Origin of the sequence: Nocardia flavorosea, from assembly GCF_015477805.1 — a bacterium.
GTDB lineage: Bacteria > Actinomycetota > Actinomycetes > Mycobacteriales > Mycobacteriaceae > Nocardia > Nocardia flavorosea_A.
The window spans coordinates 39,069-58,823 of the sequence record NZ_JADLQL010000007.1 but is presented as its reverse complement, the minus strand read 5'-3'; the positions used below and the strand labels follow the sequence as shown (position 1 = coordinate 58,823).

The following is a 19,755-nucleotide window of genomic DNA, read 5'->3' as shown; positions in this document are numbered from 1 at the left end:
GGTGTGCGACCTTGTCGGGAGAATTCGCGCACCCCGCGCCTCGGCGGCCACTGCCCGGCCGCCGGGGTGCTCTACCACCGGTCCGGTGCGTCCACGCACCGGACCGGTGGTCGTTATCACAGCCTGGACATTCGACCTGATCACCGAGACACCGGCCGGGCATGCCCGCTATCGGTAACCGGGAGTTCACCTCCTGCCCCGCGGTTCTGGCTACCATCGACGTCAGGGCCGATTAGGCTCGGGACCGGCAAGGTCGGGCACCACACGTTTTCCATCGGCGGACCCAACGGCGTGCCGCACTCCTCCGATAGAGAGGTGACAGGTGACGATTCTCAGCACTCCCCATCCGTCCGATCCCCTGAGATACCCTCGGGACGTGAACGACAAACCCTCCGGCGGCACAGCGCCGGAGCCGGAGGTCGGTGACGTCGCGGCCGGTGTCGACGGCGCTGATCCGACAATCGAATCGAGCCCGGCCCGCGGCCGAAACGCTACGGCCACCACGCGGTCACGCCGGGCGTCGCGCCGGCGGCACGGCGGAGCCACGGACGGTTCCGCGCCCACCACCGAAGACAGCGACGACACCGCCGCCGCGGAGGCCAGCGACAGCGGCGCACCCGGAAAAGCAGACGAGCTCCGCCTGCGGATCGGCCCCCTCTCCGCGTTCATGCACGCAGCAAACAATCGCCCGGATGTGATCGACGTTCTGCGTAAGGCCCGCAGACAACTCCCCGGTGACCCCGCCTTCGGCGATCCGCTCTCGGTCAGCGGCCCCGGCGGCGCCCGGGCCGTAGCCCGCGCCGCGGACCGGCTCGTCGGCGACAGCCCCAGCGCCGCCCGCGAAATCGGCTTCGGTGCATTACAGGTCTGGCAGGCCGTTCTCGAACGCCTCGGCCGCGGCAAGGGCACCCAGGAGATCACCGTCATGTTCACGGATCTGGTTTCGTTCTCGTCGTGGTCGCTGACCGCCGGCGACGAAGCCACCCTGGACCTGCTGCGCAGGGTCGCCCAGGCCATCGAACCACCCATCGCCGAACGGGGCGGACAGGTGGTGAAACGAATGGGCGACGGTGTGATGGCGGTGTTCCCCTCCGCCGACCGCGCCGTCGAAGCCGCGATATCGGCCCGGCGCAACCTCGCCGATATCACCGTCGGCACCTACCGGCCCCGGATGCGGATCGGCCTGCACACAGGCTCCCCGCGGGAGATCGGCGGCGACTGGCTGGGCGTCGACGTCACCATCGCGGCCCGGGTGATGGAAGCGGCCGGCAACGGCCGGATGATGATCTCCGAATCCACCCTCGCGGCATTGGATGCGGAAACACTGTCCGAACTTGGACATACCGCCCGCCCCTACCGGCGCAGTTTTTTCGCGGCCCCACTCAACGGAGTTCCGGAAGATCTGCGCATCTACCGGGTCAGTTCGAGTCAGCGCGCCTGAACCGATTCGGCCGCCGCACTGTCGGTCCACCTGGAACCGCGGCGGCCGGGCCATCGGCCTGGACAGAAAACGGGAGCGTTACACTTCCGTCGGCGGACTTCGACAGCCTGCGCCCGTGCGGATCCGCAGGCAAAGGACGGAACGGAGTTCCGCTATTGCGGAACAGGCTGCTGTGCGGGGGCCTGTTGCGCAGGCGGTTTGACGACACCGACCAAATCGTTGTTGCCCATCTGATACTGGTTACGCTTCAGCTGGTCACTGGAATTGCCCTCGATCGTGTGGATGGTGTTTCCTTCCACTCTCTCCACGATGCCGATGTGATCCGGGGTGCCGTCGCCCTGCCAATCGAAAATGATCAAATCGCCCTCCTCCGCATAAGCGGCAGTGGCGGTATCGAGTTTGGCCTTGGCGTCGTTCCAGATAGCCGGCACATAATTCGGGTTCGTCCAGTCGACCTCATAGCCCGCTTGCTTCCAGACGTGGCTGGTGAACGCGGCGCACCACGCATCACCGATATCGTATGGGACTTTCACACCGGGCTTTTCGGCGTAGTAGAGGCTATTGGAACTCCCGCGCTCGGCGGCCCCGAGGGCCAGCTCCGCTCGGGCAGCCTCGAGGATGCTTTTTCGGGTGGCGTCACCGGTTACGGTGAAGGTCATATTGCTCTGCGGCGAAGTCGTGCCCCAGATCTGGGTGGGGTTGCCGCTGTTACCGGGGTTGTTGCGTTCGACCTCCCCCGCATAGCCCTCCATATCCCGCTGCGCCGTATCGACCAGGTCGATGACTTCGGAAAGCGTGTTCAGTGCAGCACCGATCGCCGCGTATTCCGAATCGATCGGCATGAACTGCTCGCCCTCGCCCGGCCCCGGATACTGCGACAGGTTTTCTTGTAGCGTTCGCACCTTCTTCTTGATCTCCTGGAAGGTGCCGTTCGTGGTCTTGAACGCCTCGACGGCGGAGTCGTTCACCGCATTGTGCTGGTCCTGCAGGTTCGCGGTCTTGACCTCGATCTTCTCTCGGGTGTCGGTATGCCGATCGACCATGACGGACTCCCCCGCGTCGGCGTCGAGCCCTTCCGCGCTCAGCAAACCCTGATTTGTCAACCACCCCACCAGATCCACGTCATATTCCGATTTTCCCGTCGCCAGGGTGAGAACCTGCGCCTGAATCCCTTCCTCGACGGCTTCGATAACGGCTATCGCCATGGGCCGCGCCCCTTTGGGCGGGTCCAGGTCGATTTCCAGGTCCGCACGTGTTGTCATCCGAACAGCCGCCTCGGCCCGCAGCCGGTGCGTTCGACCGGCCTGCGCTCGAACCTCATCAGCACCTCACGAATACTCGCCCAGCCGCCGTGTACCCGTCGGCGGTGCACCACCACAGATCGCTTCGATTATCGGACATTCCCGGCATTGGCGATACTGGTGCCGCATACACGTAGGAAAATGAAAAACGCCGCCGGGTGGTGGTCCCAGCAGCGTTGTTCGAGGTCGACGTCCAACAAGCGCCTCTCGGCGAGTGGTCACTCGTAGCGACGAATGGGGTGCGGCCCGGGGCTGTCCGAACGTCGACACCGGTATTCAACCCGGGCACCCGGCGAGCTATTTCCGCGCCCGGTGTGAGGCGCGCTACCCGATGCGGTTCACAACTCGAGGTGCCGGTTCATCGACATCGCGGCCTCGGCCAGCTCCGGGAGCTCCAGTACCTGCACCCCGTGCTGTCGCAGTTTCTCCACACCCACACAGTTCGCGACGAAGGTGGCCGGTTCGCGCCAGGCGATCACCACGGCCGGGATACCGGCCGCGAGCACCCGGTCGGTACACGGCAGCCTGCTCTTGGTGGCCCGCTCCGAACACGGTTCCAAGGTGCTGTACAAGGTGGCGTGGCGGAGCCGCGGATCCGCCGGGTCGAGTTTGGCCAGGGCGGCTTCCTCGGCATGGTTCTTCGGGCCGGCTTCCCGCGAGTAGCCGGTGGCGAGCTCGGCTCCGTCGGCAGTGACGATCACCGCGCCCACCGAGAACGCGCCCGGAACCGGCGGGCTGCGCCGCGCCAGCTCGATGGCCCGGTTCATCCAGTGATGGTGGTCGGGTTCGGGCATCGGGCCTCCTGGGGTCGATAACGCAACACTGCCACATCCCCGAGCTGCGATACCCCGAGCAACGACATGCGGTGGGTGGAGCCGCCCGGGAACGCGGCCGGGTACAGGAACCGCGGCGCCTGCGGATCGCCGACCAGGGTGGGGCCGACGGCGAGATGGAGTTCGTCGGCCAGGCCGGCGGCCAGGAACGCAGTGTGGATACGGCCGCCCCCCTCGACCATCAACCGCTCGATCCCGCGGGCGGCGAGATCGTCCAGCAAAGCCCCGAATTCGAGCTCGGCACCCAGCACAACGATCTCCGCGGGCAAGACAGGCCGTTCCCCCGAGGGGACGACCGGCCGTTCCTCCGCAGGCGCGGTCGAGTGTTCCCCCGCAGATGCGACCGACCGATCCTGCGCAGCCGCGGCCAGGCAATCCCCCGCTGACGCGACCGAACGATCCCCCGTAGACGCGACCGAACGGTGCTCCGCCGACGCGGCCAGGCGATCCTCCGCGGGCGGGAGCAGGCGTTCCGTCAGTCGGCGGGCACCGGATTCGGTGGTGTAGACCAGCGGTGGATGTTCGGCCGTACCGTGATGCCAGAAGCGGGCGGCCGGATCGAGGTCCCCGGCGGCGGTCACCGTCACTTTCCGGGGGTACTCGGGTTTCCCGGCGGCAACCCGGGCCCGGCGACGGCCCTCGTCCTTCACCAGCAACCGCGGATTATCGCGCCGCACCGTTTCGGCTCCCACCAGAACGGCGTCCGCCCAGGCCCGCAACTCGTCCACCCGATCGAAATCGGCCTCGTTCGACAGCAGCAAGCGCTCGTCGGCAGTGTCGTCGATATAACCGTCGATACTCACCGCCACCGAGAGCAGCACGAAGGGCCGGCCGGCACGGGACGTGGCCGGCGGCCGGTCCGCGCCCACGCCGCCACTCAACCTTTCCGCACCAACAGCACTCGGCCGGTCCGTACCGGCTGCGCCACCCCGCCGCTCCGAGCCGCCGGCACCACCGCGCCGATCCCCACCAGCCGCACCACCCCGCCGCTCCGAGCCGCCAGCACCACCGCGCCGATCCCCACCAGCAGCATCACCCGGCCCGTCCGAACCCACAGCACCACCCGGTAGGTCCGAACCCGCAACGCCACCCGATCGCTGCGAACCCACAGCACCTCCCGATCGGCCCGCACTCGTAACGCGAGCCGGTCGGTCCGCCCCCGCGGCGCCACCGGGCCGTTCCGAACCTGCGGCGACCATCAGGACTCCGGGCCGAGTACGTGGCTCCGCGGAATACCCAGCACGCGGGCCTCCGCCGGGACCGCCGCTCCCGGTTCCGCGGTGGGGTCGCCGGCCGCCGCGACCGCTGCCGCTGCCGCCGCCGACTCGCCCGCATCGGGCTCCTCGGCCGGGTACGGCGGGTTCAGCAGGACCGCGCGCTCCCCGGGGCCTTCGGGATCGGCGTGCAACCAGATGAATTCCGCGCCCAGGTCGATCGTGCGCGGCAGCGTCGCGGAAAGTTCGGCGGCGTCCGCCTGCGGGCATTCACTTGTATCCATCCGCGCCAGGGTCACCCGCAGATCCGGCCAGGCAGCGGCGAACGCGGCGTGCAGCGGCCGTTGATCTACCTCGTCCTCCGGCACCCAGGCCAGTTCGACGCTTTCCATATTGGGCTCGACGGGCAACGGCTTACCGGCGTCGGCGATCACCGTGGTGTAGGTCCAGCCGCTGGGTGCGACGGCGGTGACCCGTTCGGCCCGCACCTGGATATCGGCGGCTTTGATCCCGGCCTCCTCGTCGGCCTCGCGCACCGCGGCGTGCACCGCGGATTCGTCGCTGTCCCGGGCCCCGCCGGGCAACGCCCACGTCCCGCCCTGGTGACTCCACGGCGCCCGGTGCTGCAGCAATACCGCCACCCCGCCGGCCCCGAGCGGGGCGCGCAGCAGCAACCCGGCCGCACCGAATTTCCCCCAGTGCCGTACCCCGCCAGGGCTCACCGCCCACCCGTCTCCATCACCGCGCATATCGCACCGTCCTCGTCGACCGTCCCCTTCCATCCTGCCGTACCCGGCCACGGGGATGGTCGGTGTGGCCGTCGAAGCGCGAGCGGGCACAATACCGAATACGCTCAGGACAGCGGTGTGAGCGGGATCGCCGACATGCCGCGGAGCTATACAGCGCACACGGCGCCCAGAGTTGGAGGGTGGACATGACGCGGTCGGCGGTGGATCGGGTGGTCTCCGAACCGGGCCGGCCCGAACCGGATCGGCCGGAACCGGCGCGCACGACCCGGTGGTCCGGCCTTGTCCGGCCGCGGGTCCGAACAGCCTGGAAATGGCTGAATCCCGCACGGCTGCGCCAGTTCGCGAAATCTTCACCGGGGCGGCTGATCGGGGTCGGACTGCTGCTGGTCGTCCTGTGCCTGGGGGCCGGGGCGACCACCGCGGCCACGGTGCACGACCGTCAGCGCGATCTCGACATCCTGCTCGCCGGTACCGAACCCGATGCCAATGCCGCACACCGGCTCTACACCTCACTCTCGGTCGCCGACGCCGCGGCGGCCACCGCCTTCATCTCCGGGGGCCTGGAACCACAGCAGGTGCGCGACCGCTACAGCCAGGCACTGGGCGAAGCGGGCGCCGAACTGGTGACCCTGTCCGGTGACGGGGCCGAGGACGACCGGCAGCGGATCGGTATCGGTTCCGGATTGCCGGTCTATTCGGGTCTGGTGGAGACGGCGCGGGCGAACAACCGCGAAGGTCACCCGGTCGGGGCCGCGTACCTCAGCGAGGCGTCACACCAGATGCAGAGCGAATTGCTGCCGATGGCAGAGCAACTCTATGTCCGGCGCGCGGACGCCGTGGACGAGGCGCAGGACCGGCACGTCCGGCCACCGCTGCTCGCCATCGTGTCGCTATTGGCGGCGCTGACAGCGCTGGTCTGGGCGCAGCGGATGATGGCGCGGCGCTGGCACCGGACGTTCAACCCGGGATTGCTGCTGGCATCCGGCGGGGTGCTGATCCTGCTGCTGTGGACGGTGATCGCGGGGTCTGTATCGGCGTCGGCGATGTCGAGTGGCCGATCCGACGGCACGGTACCGGCCGCGCGGCTCACCGAGAGCCGGATCCTGGCGCAGCAGGCGCGCTCCGCGGAAACCCTGAAACTGGTGCGGCGCGATACCACCGGCGATTACGACCACACCTTCGATGCCAACATAACCCGGCTCAACGAACTACTCGCCGGGCACACCGACCGCGCGACCACCGAGGCCCGCGCCGCCCTCCTGCACTGGCTGGCGGCGCATCAGCGGATGAACGAAACACTCAATCGCGGCGAATTCGCCCGGGCCGCTACGATCGCCACCGCGCCCGGCGCCGAGAATGCCACTGTCCATGTGGAAGCGCTGGACAAAGCCTTGGCCTCCGGTATCGCCGAAACTCGGGACACGCTACGCAGCAATATTTTCCACAGCGCCCGGGTACTCGACTACCTGGCGCCCGGTGCGGTGATTCTCGGAATCGCGGCCGCGGCGTATATCGCCTTCGGAATCTGGCCGAGACTGCGGGAGTATCGATGAGACCTGCCCCCAACCCGCTCCACCCGGCCGTGTGGTCGCGGCCGCGCCGAACCGGTCCCGCCCGGCCACGGCCCGGCCTCCGATCCTGGCCGTTGCGGGGTGCGATCGTCTGCACCGCGCTGCTGCTGGCCGGCTGCGCCACCGGCCCCGGCCCGCACAGCGAGACACCGCACGGCGACTACGCCGAACCGCCGCTACCGGCCCAGGCGACGGCGATCCCCGCCGACTCCCCGGTCCGGGTGCCCGACGATCCCGACTGCGGTGATCCCACCGCGAGCCTGCGCCCCGCCGGCCCCGCCGCAACCGGGCCCGCCCTGAACCGCATCCGGGCCCGCGGCCGCCTCGTGGTCGGCTTGGACACCGGCAGCAACCTGTTCAGCTTCCGCGACCCCGACAGCGGTGTCATCGTCGGATTCGACGCCGATATCGCTCGCGAGGTCGCCCGGGACCTGTTCGGCGACCCCGACCGGATCGAATACCGCAGCCTCGGTTCGGAAGAGCGGGAGGACGCGCTCATCGACCGCCGCGTCGATATGGTGGTGAAAACGATGACCATCACCTGCGCGCGGTTGCAGCGAGTGGCGTTCTCCACGGTCTACCTGCAGGCGCACCAGCGCGTACTGGCGGTACAGGATTCCGGTATCGAGAGCCTGAAAGATCTGGCGGGTAAACGGGTCTGCACGATCCGCAGCACCACCTCGCTCGAACATATCCGGCGGATCCAGCCCGAAGCCTCCATTCTCACCGTGCCCACTTGGGCCGACTGCCTGGTGGTGCTGCAGCAACGGCAGGTGGACGCGGTGAGCACCGATGATTCGATCCTGGCCGGCCTCGCGGCGCAGGACCCGCATACCGAACTTGTGGGCCCGAGTATCAGCGTGGAACCGTACGGGATCGGAATCCCGAAGGGTGACGAGGATCTGGTGCGATTCGTCAACGGCACCCTCGACCGGATCCGCGCCGACGGCACCTGGAGCCGCCTGTACAGCCAGTGGCTCTCGGCCCTCGGCCCCACTCCGCCGCCCCCGCCCGCGACCTATCGGGACTGATTCCGGTGGCGACGGACGAGTCCGGCAACCGCCCCGGCTCCGGGGCCGACCCGGAGCCGCCGGACACCCGCGCCGTCGGCACCGGGCTTCCTGGTTCCACCGTCGTCCCCGGGCACATCGTTGCCCCTGGTCCCGGCGATCCCCGCGGCCGTGAGCCCGGCGCAGTGTCCGGTACCAGCGCAGCATCCGGTGCCGGAGAACTTTCCGGCCATGGGCGAGACGAGTCGCCAGGCACCGCGGGAGCCGCTGGGACCGCAGCCACCCCCGGTACGCCCGGCACGGCCGCGGCGCCCGACACCGCGGCGGTCCCCGGAACCACAGATATGGGTACCGGTACCGCGGCCGTGGGGTCGAGCGAGTTGCGGGCCGGAACGAGCCTCGGATCCGGCCGGGGAAGTGGCGGCCAGGTGCGTACCGGGCGCAGTACCCGGACCGTGCGTTCCCGGCCCACCGTGCGCACACTGGTGGCGGGTCTGGTCGAGGTTCCGCCGGTAGAACCCGCCGACCCGGCCGCGGCGGTCCTGGCCGACCCGGTGGTCGCGGAAGGGAAGCGGTTCTGCTGGCGGTGCGGGAAACCGGTGGGCCGGGCGAGCGCGAGCGGGCCGGCCACCACGCGCGGGACTTGCGCGAACTGCGGTGCGCACTTCGATTTCCGGCCGAGCCTGCGGCCCGGCGATATGGTCGCCGGACAGTACGAAATCCAGGGCTGCCTCGCGCACGGCGGGCTGGGCTGGATCTATCTGGCGATCGACCGCAATGTCAGCGACCGCTGGGTGGTGCTCAAAGGTCTGCTGCACGCCGAGGACATCGAAGCGCAGGCCGTAGCGGTGGCCGAGCGGGAGTTCCTCGCCGAGGTCGCCCATCCGGGCATCGTGAAGATCCACAACTTCGTCGAACATCAACCCCCGCAGGGTGAGCGGATCGGGTTCATCGTCATGGAGTACGTGGGTGGCCGGTCACTGCGCAGTATGCTCGACGATCACCGCCGCCCCGAACGGCTTCCGGTGGCGCAGGCGATCGCCTATGTACTCGAGGTGCTGCCCGCCCTCGACTACCTGCATGCCACCGGGCTCACTTACAACGATCTGAAGCCCGACAACATCATGGTCACCGAGGACCAGGTCAAATTACTGGACCTGGGTGCGGTGGCGCCGATCGATGCGTACGGAAACCTGTACGGCACCAGGGGTTTCCAAGCTCCCGAGATCGCCCGCACCGGGCCGACCGTCGCCTCCGATATCTATACGGTCGGGCGGACGCTGGCCGTACTGACCCTGAACATCGCTACCGAGCACGGCGCCTACCGCGACGGTTTACCGGCTCCGGCGGACGAACCGGTCCTGGCCCGGTACGAATCACTCCACCGGCTGCTGCTGTGCGCGACCGATCCCGAACCGGACCGCAGATTCCCGACAGCCGGTGCGATGGCCGGCCAGCTGGCCGGGGTGCTGCGCGAAATTCTCGCCTTCGACACCGGAACCGAGCATCCGCATCGGTCGCTGGTTTTCGGTGAACAGCGCACCGCTTTCGGCACCGAGCAGCTGATCGGCCTGACCGACGCGTACGCCGACGGCGCCGACCACGACACCGCCCTCGCCGCCACGGATATCGCCGCCGCGCTGCCGGTTCCGCTGCCGTCGCCGAACGATCCGGCCGCCCGCCGGCTGGTGGATATCCTGCAGGCCGAACCCGATCAGGCCTTGGCCGCGCTGGACGAAACGCGGGAAGAGCTGGCGCGCGACCCGGCGGCCGCCCCGGAGAACCTGGAATTGGAGCTGCGGCTGGCCGAAGCCCGTATCCTGCTCGATTCGGGCCGGATCGGCGATGCGGGCGAACTGCTCGACGCGATCGGGCGCACCGGCCGCCGCGATTGGCGTATCGACTGGTACACCGGGCTCGCCGGGTTGCGCGAAAACGACTACGAGAAGGCGTATGCCGCCTTCGATGCCGTATTGCGGATGCTGCCGGGCGAACTGGCACCGAAACTGGCGCTCGCCGCGACCGCCGAGCTCGTACTCCAGCACTGGGATCCGGGCGAGACCAAGGCTTGGCGCGCCTACGCCGAGAATTTCTATGCCACCGCATGGCGCACCGATCACGGTTTGGTGAGCGCGGCGTTCGGTCTGGCCCGTCTCCTGTCGGCCACCGGCCGCTGCGCCGAGGCGGTTACCGCGCTGGACGAAGTGCCCGGTTCCTCCCGCTATTTCACCACCGCCCGGATGACCGCGGTACTGCTGTTGCTCACCAGCGCCCCCGTGGCCGATCTTGCGGAACACACCGTTCGCCGCGCCGCCCGGCGAGTGGAGACACTCCCGCCCGACGAACGCCGCGCACTGCAATTACGGGTCATCGTCCTGGGCAGCGCCCTGGCCTGGTTGCAGGCCGGCAATACCCCGCAGGCCCCGAACCCGCCGCTGATGGATATCGCGTTCACCGAGAACGCTCTCCGTGACGCCACCGAAAAGGGCCTGCGCACCTTGGCCCGGCAGGCACCCGGCCGCCGCCACCGCTACGCCCTGGTGGACCTGGCCAACTACCTCCGGCCCACCACCTGGTTCTGAACGCCGTCCGCGCAGTCGGCACGCTCACCACAGAGAGACAGCAGAGAGCGGGCCGGTTCGGGTTGCAGCTCGAACCGGCCCGCCTGTTGTTCAGTCCGTCCAGACGGCATCGATCGGCGTGGACTCGGTGGGCGGCGGGGTCGGGACACCGCTGGGGGTGCGGGAGAAGCGCGGCGCGGGTGCGTGCTGGGTGACGTTCTCCAGTTCGAGCAGCGAGCCGCGGGCGGCGATGTGCTCATTCTCGGTGGCTTCCTCGAAGGTGAGGACCGGGGTGACGCAGGCGTCGGTGCCGGCGAAGATCTCCGACCATTCGTCGCGGGTCTTGCCGCGGAATTTCTCGGTGAAGAGTTTCTTCAGCTCGTCCTGGCCGGCGGGGTCCATCTGGAACGGCAGGCCCTCGGGGTCGATTTCCAGTCCGGCCAGCAGCTGCGCGTAGAACTGCGGTTCGATCGCACCGACCGCCATGTACTTGCCGTCGGAAGTCTCGTAGGTGTCGTAGAACGACATACCGGTGTCGAGCAGGTTGGTGCCGCGTTCCGAACTCCACGCGCCCATCCCGCGGAAGGCCCAGATCATCTGCGACAGCGCCAGCGTGCCGTCGATCATGGCGGCATCGATGACCTGTCCCTTACCGGAGTTCTGACGCTCCACCAAGGCGGCGAGAACACCGAACACCAGGAACATCGAACCACCACCGAAATCGCCGACCATGTTCAGCGGCGGTACCGGACGTTCGCCTTTCCGGCCGATGGCGTGCAGGACACCGGTGAGGCTGATGTAGTTGATGTCGTGCCCGGCGCGGTCGGCCAGCGGGCCGAACTGTCCCCAGCCCGTCATCCGGCCGTAGACCAGGCGGGGGTTGCGCTCCAGGGCGGCATCAGGGCCCAGCCCCATCCGTTCGGTGACGCCCGGGCGGAAGCCTTCGAGCAGCACATCCGCCTTCTCCACCAGGCCGAGCACCTTCTCGATATCGGCCGGGTCCTTCAGGTTCGCCTCCACGACGGTGCGGCCACGCAGTGTCGGGCGGTCGGCGCCGCCCGGGAGCTGACCGGCCCGCTGGATCCGCACCACATCGGCACCGAGGTCGGCGAGCAGCAATGCGGCATGCGGCCCCGGACCGATCCCGGCCAGTTCGATCACGCGAATGCCCGCGAGCGGGCCCTGCTTGGCGGTGGATGGTGTGCTCACGCCTTACCTCGGTTCGTCGTCGATCCAGTGTCCGCCCGCGGCCGCCCGCGGACATATTGACAGTAGGACAACAACCGCGCTGCGTCACGGTCTCGCCCGCGATCGATCCGTTTCCGCAGCTGTCGGTGGGTCCGGGCAGACTGTGTACATGCCCGGCAGCGCCCCATTCGATGCGACGGATTTCGATACTGCGATCGGCCGCTGCGCCGTCGCGTGGCACGGTGACACGGTCGTCCGGTTCCTGCTGCCCGGCCCCGATCCGCAGTCCACCCCGCTCCCGGACAACGCCCGCCGGATCCCGGCTCCCGAAGCCGGACCGCGCGCCGCGGTGCTCACCCGGATCCGCGCCCACCTCGACGGCGACCTCGACGATCTGCGCTGGATCCCGCTCGATCTCACCGGCCTCCCGCAATTCCACCGCGCGGTCTACACCGTCACCCGCGCCATCGACCCGGGCCGCACTCTGAGCTACGGCGAGGTCGCCGACCGCATCGGCACGCCCGGCGCCGCCCAGGCCGTCGGCCGAGCACTCGGCCGCAACCCGATCCCCTTGATCATTCCCTGCCACCGGGTCCTGGCCGCCGACCACGCCCTGCACGGTTTCTCGGCACCCGGCGGTACTGCGACCAAACAGCGTCTACTCGCCATCGAACGCACCTCGGGCTTCGGCGAACCGACCCTGTTCTGATTTTCCGACGGCGGACTCGAGCCGATTGTCGTGGACTCACCACTGCGGACCGGCGGCGAGTCGCCGCATGGGCACATCAGTAGCCGGTTTGTCTCCCGGTGCCGCCGATGCGTCGGTCCTCACCATTGCCGGGCGGCCCGGCATACAGCGGATCGCCTCGATCGATCATCGTCACATGCATGCGGCGGACAGTGCATTGCTACGGGCTGGTGCTGATGCCGTAGCCGGGTAGCGTCTGCCGGCATAACCCGGCATCGGAATCGCGACACCAATTCGCTGGAGGGGTGGGTACGACTTTTGCGAGAGTATGCGCATGCCGTTGTTCACCGATCTGCCGCCCGCGAGCTTCGAATCATTCGACGGAACCGTGATCCGCTATCACCGGGCTGGGCACGGGTCACCGGTGATCATGATCCACGGTTCCGGCGGCGGGTTGCATTCCTGGCAACCGGTGGCCGAGCAGCTGCCGGACCGGTTCGATCTGTGGTTGCCGGCCCGGCGCGGTTATGCCCCGAGCGGACCGGGGCACAGCCCGAAGCATTTCGCGGACGAAGTGCGCGATCTGGCCGCGATCATCGGCATGATCGGCCGGCCGGCCCATCTCGTGGGTATGTCGTACGGTGCGACAGTGGCCCTGCATGCCGCGGCGTCCGGGCTGGCGGTCCGCTCGCTGACGCTGTGGGAGCCCCCGCTGTACGCGGCGGGGGCGGAGCTCGCGCCCGTGCTGTCGCGGTTCGAACAGCTCACCGCGAACGGGGATCACAACGAAGCCCAGCGGTTATTGGCCGAGAAAGTGGCCCGGGTGCCTGCCGAACTGCTCGAGCAGCCCGCGGCGACGGCGGCCGAAGACACGCCCGACGACTCCTATGGCTGGAGCCGGGATCTGGAATCGATGGCCGGTGATACCAGCTACCTGGACCGCTGGTCGTCGGTGACGACCCCGACGCTGCTCATGCGCGGTTCGGACACCTGGCAACCGATGCCGGAAACCGTCGAACGACTCGCCGCGGTGCTGCCCAACGCCCGCCTCGAAACGCTTCCGGGGCAGATGCATTTCGCGCCCTCCACGGCCCCCGCCGAGGTTGCCGGCATTCTCGCAGACTTCCTCTACTGACACCGCGAGCAAATGTGAGTGTGCTCGGTTCACATCAGGCTGCCGGTGGCGATCGCTCGAACTGCCACCCGGTTGCGGGTCGTCTGCGCGCGCAGAGCCATCTCGGCCCCGATCCTGTATCCCCGGGCGATCAGTTGCTCGTGGACCGCCGGCTCCTTGGATTCGGTGTCGTAGAGGAATTCGATAGTCGCTTCGCCGATGCGGGAGTAGTCGGCGATGCCGTGCATCGTCTGGTTGGTCAACGCCGACTTGTATCCGTGCCGGTCGAATGTGCCTTCGCCGAGACCGGCCAATGCGACGAGATGTAGTTGCTGTACCGCGCTCGGGCTATCGTGCGCAACATCGTCGTAGGCCCCGAATACCCGGTCGAACCAGCCTTTTGCGAGTGCGGGCATGGACCACCAGTAGACCGGGAAGAGCACGAGGGTCACGTCGGCCGATTCGAGCAGTTCCTGTTCACGCCGGACGTCGGCGGGCAGTCCCGAAAGCCCGCGGTGGTGCGCCAAGTCCGCCTTTCCGTAGACCGGGTCGAACCCGGACGCCGCCAGGTCGTGGATCATGGCGCTGGTATTTCCACCGGCCCGGATGCCCTGCTCGATGGCCCGCGCGACCGCCCAGGTAGCCGAGTCGTGGTCTGGATGGGCGACGACGAGCATCACCTTCGGCCGGCTGTCTTCGTTTGTCATACGGGCCAAACTAAGGTTTGACACCAATGTCAATGTCAAGGAGAGCAGCCGGATGCGGATACGCGATCTGAGCCGGGCCACCGGGGCGACCCCGCGAATGCTCCGGCACTACGAAGGCGCCGGGATCCTCGCGCCCCGACGCGATTCCAACGGGTACCGGAACTACCGCGCCGAGGATATCCAGACGGTGGACCACATACGCTGTCTACTCGCGTCCGGCCTGTCACTGTCGGAAGCCTCCGCGATACTGCAGGTCGCATGTATCGACCCCGCCGGCGCCTCCGATGCCGACCGGGCGGCCGCCTTGGCGCAACTCGACGAACGGACAGCGCAGTTGGACGCCGGGATCGCCCGGCTCCGGGCCCAGAAGACCGAAATTCTGGGACTCCGTTCGAGCATCGAGGCGCAGGCGAGTCAACAGCCGGAGTGATTCGGTAACCAACGCGACCGGCCTGGGTCAGGCGGTTTCGCTGCCCGAGCCGAGACGTGGGAACGGTTCGACGGAGAACACGACCTCCACCGCCACCTCGAAATACGCCGCGATCCGCAGCGCCAGGTGCAGGCTGGGACTGTATTCGCCGCGTTCGAGGTAGCCGACGGTCTGATAGTGGACGCCCAGCGCCTCGGCCAGCTGCCGCCGCGAGATACCGCGCTCGGCGCGCAACATCGCGATGCGGTTGTAGATGACCTCAGAAGGCACGCTGCATCGCCTTCTCCCGCCGGGCGGCCATACTCGACCCTGATTCGTGACGCGCCATGCGTCGCAACACTACCGGCGCGATGAGCAGGCCCACGACGGCCCATGCCCCCAGTACGGCGGCGGTTTCGAGATGCCGCCAGGACTCGCCGATCTCGATGGTTACCGTATCCGGCGGTAGCAGTGCCGACCGCATACCGAGGCCCGCCCAGTACATCGGGAAGACCTGCGCCACGGCCTGTAACCATCCGGGCAGCGCCGTGATCGGGTAGAAGATCCCGGAGATCGCGATGAGTCCCATCAGCGGCATGGTCAGCAGGAAGGTTGCGCGTGGGCCCTCGAGAATTCCACCGAGGATCGCGCCGGCCGGCAGGGTGGCGAGCAGGCCGAGCAGGATCACCCAGCCGAACGTGAACCACGCGCCGGGGCCGTCCAGTGAAGATCCGCCGATGATCAGCAGGCCGGCTATCAGTACCACGAGCACCTGCACGAGAACCGATCCCGCCGCCGTCGTGATCTTGCCGACGAAGTATCCGACCATGCCGTTCGGAATGGTCTTGGCCCGCAAGAGAGTGCCGTCCTCGCGGTCGAGCACCAGCACATTGGTGATCGCGAACAGGCCGTTGAAGGCGATGATGCTGCCGAGCAGCCCGGGAAGCGCGAGTTCGGCGATCGACAGTCCGCTGTCGGTGTACTCCCGGTTGCGCAATAGGTAGAGCGCACACAGGGCCAGAGCGGGAGTGAGGAACTGCGCGATGAGTTCGGGTGCGTTGAGGTACATCTGCCGTAGTTCGATCCAGGCGCGGGCGAAACCGCCGCGAACGGCGGTGGCGGTGGGATTCATCGGGTGACCTCCGCGAGAGTATGTATCGCTGCCCCGGGCTCTCCGGATTCATGCCGGCGGACCAATGTCATGTAGGTGTCCTCCAGCGACGCACGCCGAATCTCGAGATCGCCGATCCGGTCGCCGTGCTGTTCGAACAGTTCGTGCACGTATTTCGTCGACTCCGTGGTGGTGTGCACGAACCGCTGATCGCCCACGGTCCAGCGCACCTCGGCCTCCCCGGCGATACTGCGGGAAAGTTCATCGGCCGAACCGTCGGCGATGATCCGCCCACCGGCCAGGATCAGGATCCGGTCGGCGAGCTTCTCCGCCTCGTCCAGGTCGTGGGTGGTGAGCAGCACCGTGGTGTCCTCGAGGTCGGCGAGCCGGTGCACGAGATCGTGGAAATCCCGCCGGGCCGCGGGGTCGAAACCGGCGGTGGGCTCGTCCATGAACAGCAATTCCGGCCGGCCGACGATCCCGATCGCCACATCCAGCCGTCGCCGCTGCCCACCGGACAGGGCGGAGATCTTGGCGCCCGCCTGCTCGGTGAGCCCCACCAGTTCGATGAGTTCCGCCGTATCCCAGGGCTTGCGGGCCCGCTCGTCGGAGTAGGGCCGATAGAAGGCACCGAGATGACCGAGCAGTTCGCGCACCCGCCATTTGGCGTGGTCGCGCCAGGACTGCAAAACCACACCGATCCGCGCCCGCCAGGCTTCGTCGCCGTGCGCCGGATCGACCCCCAGGACGCGTACCTCCCCCGCCGATCGCGCGCGGAATCCCTCCAGAACCTCGATGGTGGTGGTCTTCCCCGCCCCGTTCGGCCCGAGCATCACCAGAACTTCCCCGCGCCGCGCCTGGAATGTCACATCGCGCAGTACCTCCGTGGTGTCGTAGCGCATTCGTAGCGCGGCAACATCGAGTACCACCTCGTCACCCGGAATCATAACGCCTCCCAACGCCCAACCCCTACAGAATGTAGCATAGCTACTACATACCGGCGCGGTAATACTCTATATCTCCCCGAAGACGGACAAGGCAGCCTCAGGCTGTTTCAACTCATGCGAACCACATCGCGCTTGCGCACAACCCGCCGCCTCGCCCACCGGCCGCGCGGATTGCCCGGCCGGCTTCGGCGAATTCGACTCGACCCCGCGGATTCAGTTTTCGTCCATGCCGGGATCGACGCCCGGAAGCCAGCTGCGCCCCGGTTCGGTCCACTGCCGCTGTTTGACCATGCGGCGGGCCTCGCGGCGGTTACGGCCGAGCAGCCGGTCCAGGTAGAGGCGACCGGCGAGATGGTCGGTTTCGTGCTGTAAGCAGCGCGCCAGGTAGCCCGTACCTTCGACGGATACAGGTGCACCGTTCATATCGACACCGGTGACCTCGGCACTGTGCGCACGCCCGGTCGGAAACCACTCACCCGGCACCGAGAGGCAGCCTTCCAGGTCGTCCGGATCCGGCATGGTTTCCGGGATCTCGGAGGTTTTCAGGACCGGATTCACCACATGCCCGCGATGCCGGCCGTCGGCATCCACGAGGTCGTAGACGAAAACCGCGCGCGGGTCGCCGACCTGGTTCGCGGCCAGGCCCGCGCCATTGGCGGCGGTGTTGGTTTCGAAGAGGTCCTCGACGAAGGCGGCCAGTTCGTCGTCGAACACGGTCACCGGGGTTGCCGGGGTGACCAGGCGCGGGTCACCGGCGATCAGAATCGGTCGGACTGTCATGTCGATGCAGAGTACTCAAATACGAGTAGTCGTGTCAGACTGACTTGGTGAACGAAACCCGGTTGTTCGTCCTCGCCGCACTCTCCCGGCGCGGGCCCATGCACGGTCATCAGATCCGGCGCGACGCCCGCCTCGACCGCGCCGACCTGTGGTCCCAGGTCAAACCGGGTTCGCTGTACGGCGCCCTGCATCGCATGGCCGACGAGGGCCTGATCCGGCCCCTGCGCACCGAACAGCAAGGCGCCCTCCCCGCGCGCACCGTCTACGAGATCACCGACGAAGGCCACCGCGAGCTACGCGCACTCCGCGACGAAGCCTTCACCGAAGTCGACCTCCGCCCGGACCCGGTAGATCTGGCCCTCGCCGTCAGCACCGACCTCGATCGCGAACTGCTGCGCGGCTACCTCGAAGACCGGATCGCGGCCCTGCGCGCCCGCGGCTCCCGTATCGAACACCAAATCGACCGCCGCTGGCCGGACCAGAACATGGCCGACGATTTGATCGTCGAACACGCCCGCATCCGCATTCAGGGCGAAATCGACTGGCACGAGCGCGTACTCGCCGATATAGACAAACTCACCGCACCACGCTGAGCCCTGGGCGCCGACGGATGTCACACTGTCCGGCCCTGTCTCGTCGACCTGTCGACACACAAGAACGCGGCGCCGAGTCGCACAAGCACAGGGAGATCACCATGGCAACGACCACTCAGCAGTCCGCGGCTCCGGTCCTCGTTCGTTCCGGCGACGCGGCGACGCTCCAGGACGGTGCGCTGAGCCTCATCACCCTGCTGGCCGACGCCGGCGATACCGGCGGTGCACTCACCGCCAACAAGGCGACCTTCTCGAAGGGATCGCCCGGCGCCCCCTCGCATTTCCACACCGCGGCCACCGAAATGTTCCTGGTACTCGACGGGTCCATGCGCTTCCTGCTCGGCGACGAGATCGTCCGGCTCGAACGCGGCGATTTCCTCACCGTGCCCCCGACCGTGCCGCACGCCTTCGCCCCGGCACCCGATTCGGAAGCCGAACTGCTCGTGGTCTTCACACCGGGCCTGCACCGGTTCGACTACTACCGACTGCTGGAACGGGTGTATCGCGGCGAGGCGACCGTCCAGGAGATCCGGGACAGCTCGCAGCAGTACGACAACCACTATGTCGACAGCCCGGTCTGGCGCGACGAAATCGCAAAGGGCTGATCGAGGGACGACGCCGGATGGCCCGGCGCGCGGATATCGGTCCGGTCGGCCGCTCACCCGGTCGGCCGGAAGAACACCGGCGGCAGTACGAATTCCACCACGGCGCGAACGATCTAGTGGATCACCAGCCGGTCTCCGGTGCCGATGGTGCCGCCTTGCAGCACGGTCAGATATACCCCGGCACAGGGCAGAGCACCGCGGCCCGGGATGGCGACAGCGACCCGGTTCTCGGCCATCGGGCGGCGGACTGCCTCGGGTGCGCGGGGAAGGTCACCGTGCTCCAAGGTCGGCACCGCGCAGCGGGGGGTGGTGGTGATCGCCGACAACCGCACCTCGCCGATGGACAATTCCTTTCCGACCCAGTCGTTCTCGCCGTAGGGCGGAAACTCCGCGGGGGTGGTGACAATCAGGTTCGGCCGGTATCGCACGGCCTCGATATCGAGCCGGTCGAGGGTGGCGGTGGTGATCAAGTGCAGCGGAGCGTAGTCGACGAAGGACGTTCCCGGAGTGGCACTGGCCACGGGCCCGGTCACATAGTTCGAGGCCGCATCAATTCCTCGGGCCAGTACCTCGTCGGGGTCGGCTCGCTCCATTTCGATTCCGTCGACCCGCTGATCGGCAAGGCGGACATCGCGCTCCAGTAGGCCGCTGAGCAGTCGGGCGGTATCGCCCGCACCGGCCTCGACAGTGCGTCCGTCCGGCAAGGTGATGTGCACCCGGCCCGGGTCTCCGGCAGCGGAGCATTGCAGCAGTTGCCGCCACGACCGTGGCTGTTTGGCGGTGGCGACCCGGCCGGTGGCCGTATCGATCACAGCCAGCGCCCGGTCGCCGAAGGCACCGGATTCGTCGACCACCAGCTCCGAGACATCCTCACCGAGCATGGATTTCACCGGATATCTGCGCAGAGTCGTCACCTGCACCAGTTGTCGACCT

The 19,755-nt window shown here is 68.0% G+C and carries 21 protein-coding genes; 9 read left to right on the top strand and 12 right to left on the bottom strand.

Annotated elements, in window-relative coordinates; genetic code table 11:
• The first annotated feature begins 667 nt into the window (after positions 1-667).
• Complete coding sequence (locus IU448_RS26255; protein ID WP_195058637.1) at positions 668-1,441, top strand: adenylate/guanylate cyclase domain-containing protein; 774 nt, start codon at positions 668-670, stop codon at positions 1,439-1,441.
• A 152-nt stretch (positions 1,442-1,593) separates the two neighbouring features.
• On the opposite strand, the gene IU448_RS26250 is transcribed toward IU448_RS26255, so the two are convergent.
• The 5 genes from IU448_RS26250 to IU448_RS26230 all read right to left on the bottom strand — a co-directional run bounded on the left by IU448_RS26250 (position 1,594) and on the right by IU448_RS26230 (position 5,538).
• Positions 1,594-2,703 carry a CHAP domain-containing protein gene (locus IU448_RS26250; RefSeq protein WP_195058393.1) on the bottom strand — a complete coding sequence of 370 codons (1,110 nt, stop codon included), beginning with the start codon at positions 2,701-2,703 and terminating at the stop codon, positions 1,594-1,596.
• A gap of 377 nt (positions 2,704-3,080) precedes the next feature.
• Positions 3,081-3,536, bottom strand: a complete 456-nt coding sequence (locus tag IU448_RS26245) for a deaminase (RefSeq protein WP_195058392.1) — start codon at positions 3,534-3,536, stop codon at positions 3,081-3,083.
• Complete coding sequence (locus tag IU448_RS26240) at positions 3,506-4,444, bottom strand: RibD family protein (RefSeq protein ID WP_195058391.1); 939 nt, start codon at positions 4,442-4,444, stop codon at positions 3,506-3,508. Before IU448_RS26240 ends, IU448_RS26245 begins: the two co-directional genes overlap by 31 nt.
• An 8-nt stretch (positions 4,445-4,452) precedes the next feature.
• Positions 4,453-4,746 (bottom strand): hypothetical protein, encoded by a 294-nt coding sequence (locus tag IU448_RS26235; protein WP_195058390.1) that lies wholly within the window; start codon positions 4,744-4,746, stop codon positions 4,453-4,455.
• 27 nt (positions 4,747-4,773) lie between these two features.
• Positions 4,774-5,538, bottom strand: a complete 765-nt coding sequence (locus IU448_RS26230) for an NUDIX hydrolase (protein ID WP_195058389.1) — start codon at positions 5,536-5,538, stop codon at positions 4,774-4,776.
• Between the two features lie 185 nt (positions 5,539-5,723).
• Between IU448_RS26230 and IU448_RS26225 the strand changes: the two genes are divergently transcribed.
• From IU448_RS26225 to IU448_RS26215, 3 genes are all read left to right on the top strand, one after another.
• Complete coding sequence (locus tag IU448_RS26225) at positions 5,724-7,091, top strand: hypothetical protein (protein WP_195058388.1); 1,368 nt, start codon at positions 5,724-5,726, stop codon at positions 7,089-7,091.
• The gene (locus IU448_RS26220) at positions 7,088-8,140 is read left to right on the top strand and encodes a glutamate ABC transporter substrate-binding protein (protein ID WP_195058387.1); all 1,053 of its coding nucleotides are present in this window, start codon (positions 7,088-7,090) and stop codon (positions 8,138-8,140) included. Before IU448_RS26225 ends, IU448_RS26220 begins: the two co-directional genes overlap by 4 nt.
• A 323-nt stretch (positions 8,141-8,463) precedes the next feature.
• Positions 8,464-10,701, top strand: coding sequence for a serine/threonine-protein kinase (locus IU448_RS26215; RefSeq protein WP_195058386.1), 2,238 nt, complete (start codon positions 8,464-8,466; stop codon positions 10,699-10,701).
• Positions 10,702-10,791: 90 nt separating this feature from the next.
• On the opposite strand, the gene IU448_RS26210 is transcribed toward IU448_RS26215, so the two are convergent.
• Positions 10,792-11,889, bottom strand: coding sequence for a CaiB/BaiF CoA transferase family protein (locus IU448_RS26210; protein WP_195058385.1), 1,098 nt, complete (start codon positions 11,887-11,889; stop codon positions 10,792-10,794).
• A gap of 148 nt (positions 11,890-12,037) precedes the next feature.
• On the opposite strand from IU448_RS26210, the gene IU448_RS26205 reads away from it, so the two are divergent.
• Together IU448_RS26205 and IU448_RS26200 are read left to right on the top strand one after the other, a co-directional pair.
• Complete coding sequence (locus IU448_RS26205) at positions 12,038-12,577, top strand: methylated-DNA--[protein]-cysteine S-methyltransferase (RefSeq protein ID WP_195058384.1); 540 nt, start codon at positions 12,038-12,040, stop codon at positions 12,575-12,577.
• A 313-nt stretch (positions 12,578-12,890) separates the two neighbouring features.
• A complete protein-coding gene (locus IU448_RS26200) occupies positions 12,891-13,691 on the top strand; it encodes an alpha/beta fold hydrolase (RefSeq protein ID WP_195058383.1) in 801 nt (266 codons plus the stop codon).
• 29 nt (positions 13,692-13,720) lie between these two features.
• Here the strand turns inward: IU448_RS26200 and IU448_RS26195 are convergent, their stop codons facing one another.
• Positions 13,721-14,377 (bottom strand): NAD(P)H-dependent oxidoreductase, encoded by a 657-nt coding sequence (locus IU448_RS26195; RefSeq protein WP_195058382.1) that lies wholly within the window; start codon positions 14,375-14,377, stop codon positions 13,721-13,723.
• A gap of 52 nt (positions 14,378-14,429) precedes the next feature.
• On the opposite strand from IU448_RS26195, the gene IU448_RS26190 reads away from it, so the two are divergent.
• Positions 14,430-14,807: a MerR family transcriptional regulator gene (locus IU448_RS26190; protein ID WP_195058381.1), complete on the top strand. Its 378-nt coding sequence runs from the start codon at positions 14,430-14,432 to the stop codon at positions 14,805-14,807.
• Between the two features lie 27 nt (positions 14,808-14,834).
• Here the strand turns inward: IU448_RS26190 and IU448_RS26185 are convergent, their stop codons facing one another.
• The 4 genes from IU448_RS26185 to IU448_RS26170 form a co-directional block, all read right to left on the bottom strand.
• Positions 14,835-15,077 carry a helix-turn-helix transcriptional regulator gene (locus IU448_RS26185; protein ID WP_195058380.1) on the bottom strand — a complete coding sequence of 81 codons (243 nt, stop codon included), beginning with the start codon at positions 15,075-15,077 and terminating at the stop codon, positions 14,835-14,837.
• A complete protein-coding gene (locus IU448_RS26180; RefSeq protein ID WP_195058379.1) occupies positions 15,067-15,918 on the bottom strand; it encodes an ABC transporter permease in 852 nt (283 codons plus the stop codon). Before IU448_RS26180 ends, IU448_RS26185 begins: the two co-directional genes overlap by 11 nt.
• A complete protein-coding gene (locus IU448_RS26175; RefSeq protein ID WP_195058378.1) occupies positions 15,915-16,844 on the bottom strand; it encodes an ABC transporter ATP-binding protein in 930 nt (309 codons plus the stop codon). The genes IU448_RS26180 and IU448_RS26175 overlap by 4 nt, the downstream gene beginning before the upstream one ends.
• Before the next feature lie 213 nt (positions 16,845-17,057).
• Positions 17,058-17,624: a peptide deformylase gene (locus tag IU448_RS26170; RefSeq protein ID WP_195058377.1), complete on the bottom strand. Its 567-nt coding sequence runs from the start codon at positions 17,622-17,624 to the stop codon at positions 17,058-17,060.
• A 47-nt stretch (positions 17,625-17,671) separates the two neighbouring features.
• Between IU448_RS26170 and IU448_RS26165 the strand changes: the two genes are divergently transcribed.
• Together IU448_RS26165 and IU448_RS26160 are read left to right on the top strand one after the other, a co-directional pair.
• Positions 17,672-18,217 (top strand): PadR family transcriptional regulator, encoded by a 546-nt coding sequence (locus IU448_RS26165; protein ID WP_195058376.1) that lies wholly within the window; start codon positions 17,672-17,674, stop codon positions 18,215-18,217.
• Between the two features lie 101 nt (positions 18,218-18,318).
• Positions 18,319-18,822: a cupin domain-containing protein gene (locus tag IU448_RS26160; protein WP_195058375.1), complete on the top strand. Its 504-nt coding sequence runs from the start codon at positions 18,319-18,321 to the stop codon at positions 18,820-18,822.
• Between the two features lie 113 nt (positions 18,823-18,935).
• On the opposite strand, the gene IU448_RS26155 is transcribed toward IU448_RS26160, so the two are convergent.
• Positions 18,936-19,742 carry an MOSC domain-containing protein gene (locus IU448_RS26155; protein WP_195058374.1) on the bottom strand — a complete coding sequence of 269 codons (807 nt, stop codon included), beginning with the start codon at positions 19,740-19,742 and terminating at the stop codon, positions 18,936-18,938.
• Between the last annotated feature and the right edge of the window lie 13 nt (positions 19,743-19,755).

Coding starts and splice junctions, on each gene's coding strand:
- IU448_RS26255 (WP_195058637.1), top strand. CDS start 668: ATGCACGCAGCAAACAATCGCCCGGATGTGATCGACGTTCTGCGTAAG.
- IU448_RS26250 (WP_195058393.1), bottom strand. CDS start 2,703: ATGACAACACGTGCGGACCTGGAAATCGACCTGGACCCGCCCAAAGGG.
- IU448_RS26245 (WP_195058392.1), bottom strand. CDS start 3,536: ATGCCCGAACCCGACCACCATCACTGGATGAACCGGGCCATCGAGCTG.
- IU448_RS26230 (WP_195058389.1), bottom strand. CDS start 5,538: ATGCGCGGTGATGGAGACGGGTGGGCGGTGAGCCCTGGCGGGGTACGG.
- IU448_RS26225 (WP_195058388.1), top strand. CDS start 5,724: ATGACGCGGTCGGCGGTGGATCGGGTGGTCTCCGAACCGGGCCGGCCC.
- IU448_RS26220 (WP_195058387.1), top strand. CDS start 7,088: ATGAGACCTGCCCCCAACCCGCTCCACCCGGCCGTGTGGTCGCGGCCG.
- IU448_RS26215 (WP_195058386.1), top strand. CDS start 8,464: ATGGGTACCGGTACCGCGGCCGTGGGGTCGAGCGAGTTGCGGGCCGGA.
- IU448_RS26205 (WP_195058384.1), top strand. CDS start 12,038: ATGCCCGGCAGCGCCCCATTCGATGCGACGGATTTCGATACTGCGATC.
- IU448_RS26200 (WP_195058383.1), top strand. CDS start 12,891: ATGCCGTTGTTCACCGATCTGCCGCCCGCGAGCTTCGAATCATTCGAC.
- IU448_RS26195 (WP_195058382.1), bottom strand. CDS start 14,377: ATGACAAACGAAGACAGCCGGCCGAAGGTGATGCTCGTCGTCGCCCAT.
- IU448_RS26190 (WP_195058381.1), top strand. CDS start 14,430: ATGCGGATACGCGATCTGAGCCGGGCCACCGGGGCGACCCCGCGAATG.
- IU448_RS26180 (WP_195058379.1), bottom strand. CDS start 15,918: ATGAATCCCACCGCCACCGCCGTTCGCGGCGGTTTCGCCCGCGCCTGG.
- IU448_RS26175 (WP_195058378.1), bottom strand. CDS start 16,844: ATGATTCCGGGTGACGAGGTGGTACTCGATGTTGCCGCGCTACGAATG.
- IU448_RS26170 (WP_195058377.1), bottom strand. CDS start 17,624: ATGACAGTCCGACCGATTCTGATCGCCGGTGACCCGCGCCTGGTCACC.
- IU448_RS26160 (WP_195058375.1), top strand. CDS start 18,319: ATGGCAACGACCACTCAGCAGTCCGCGGCTCCGGTCCTCGTTCGTTCC.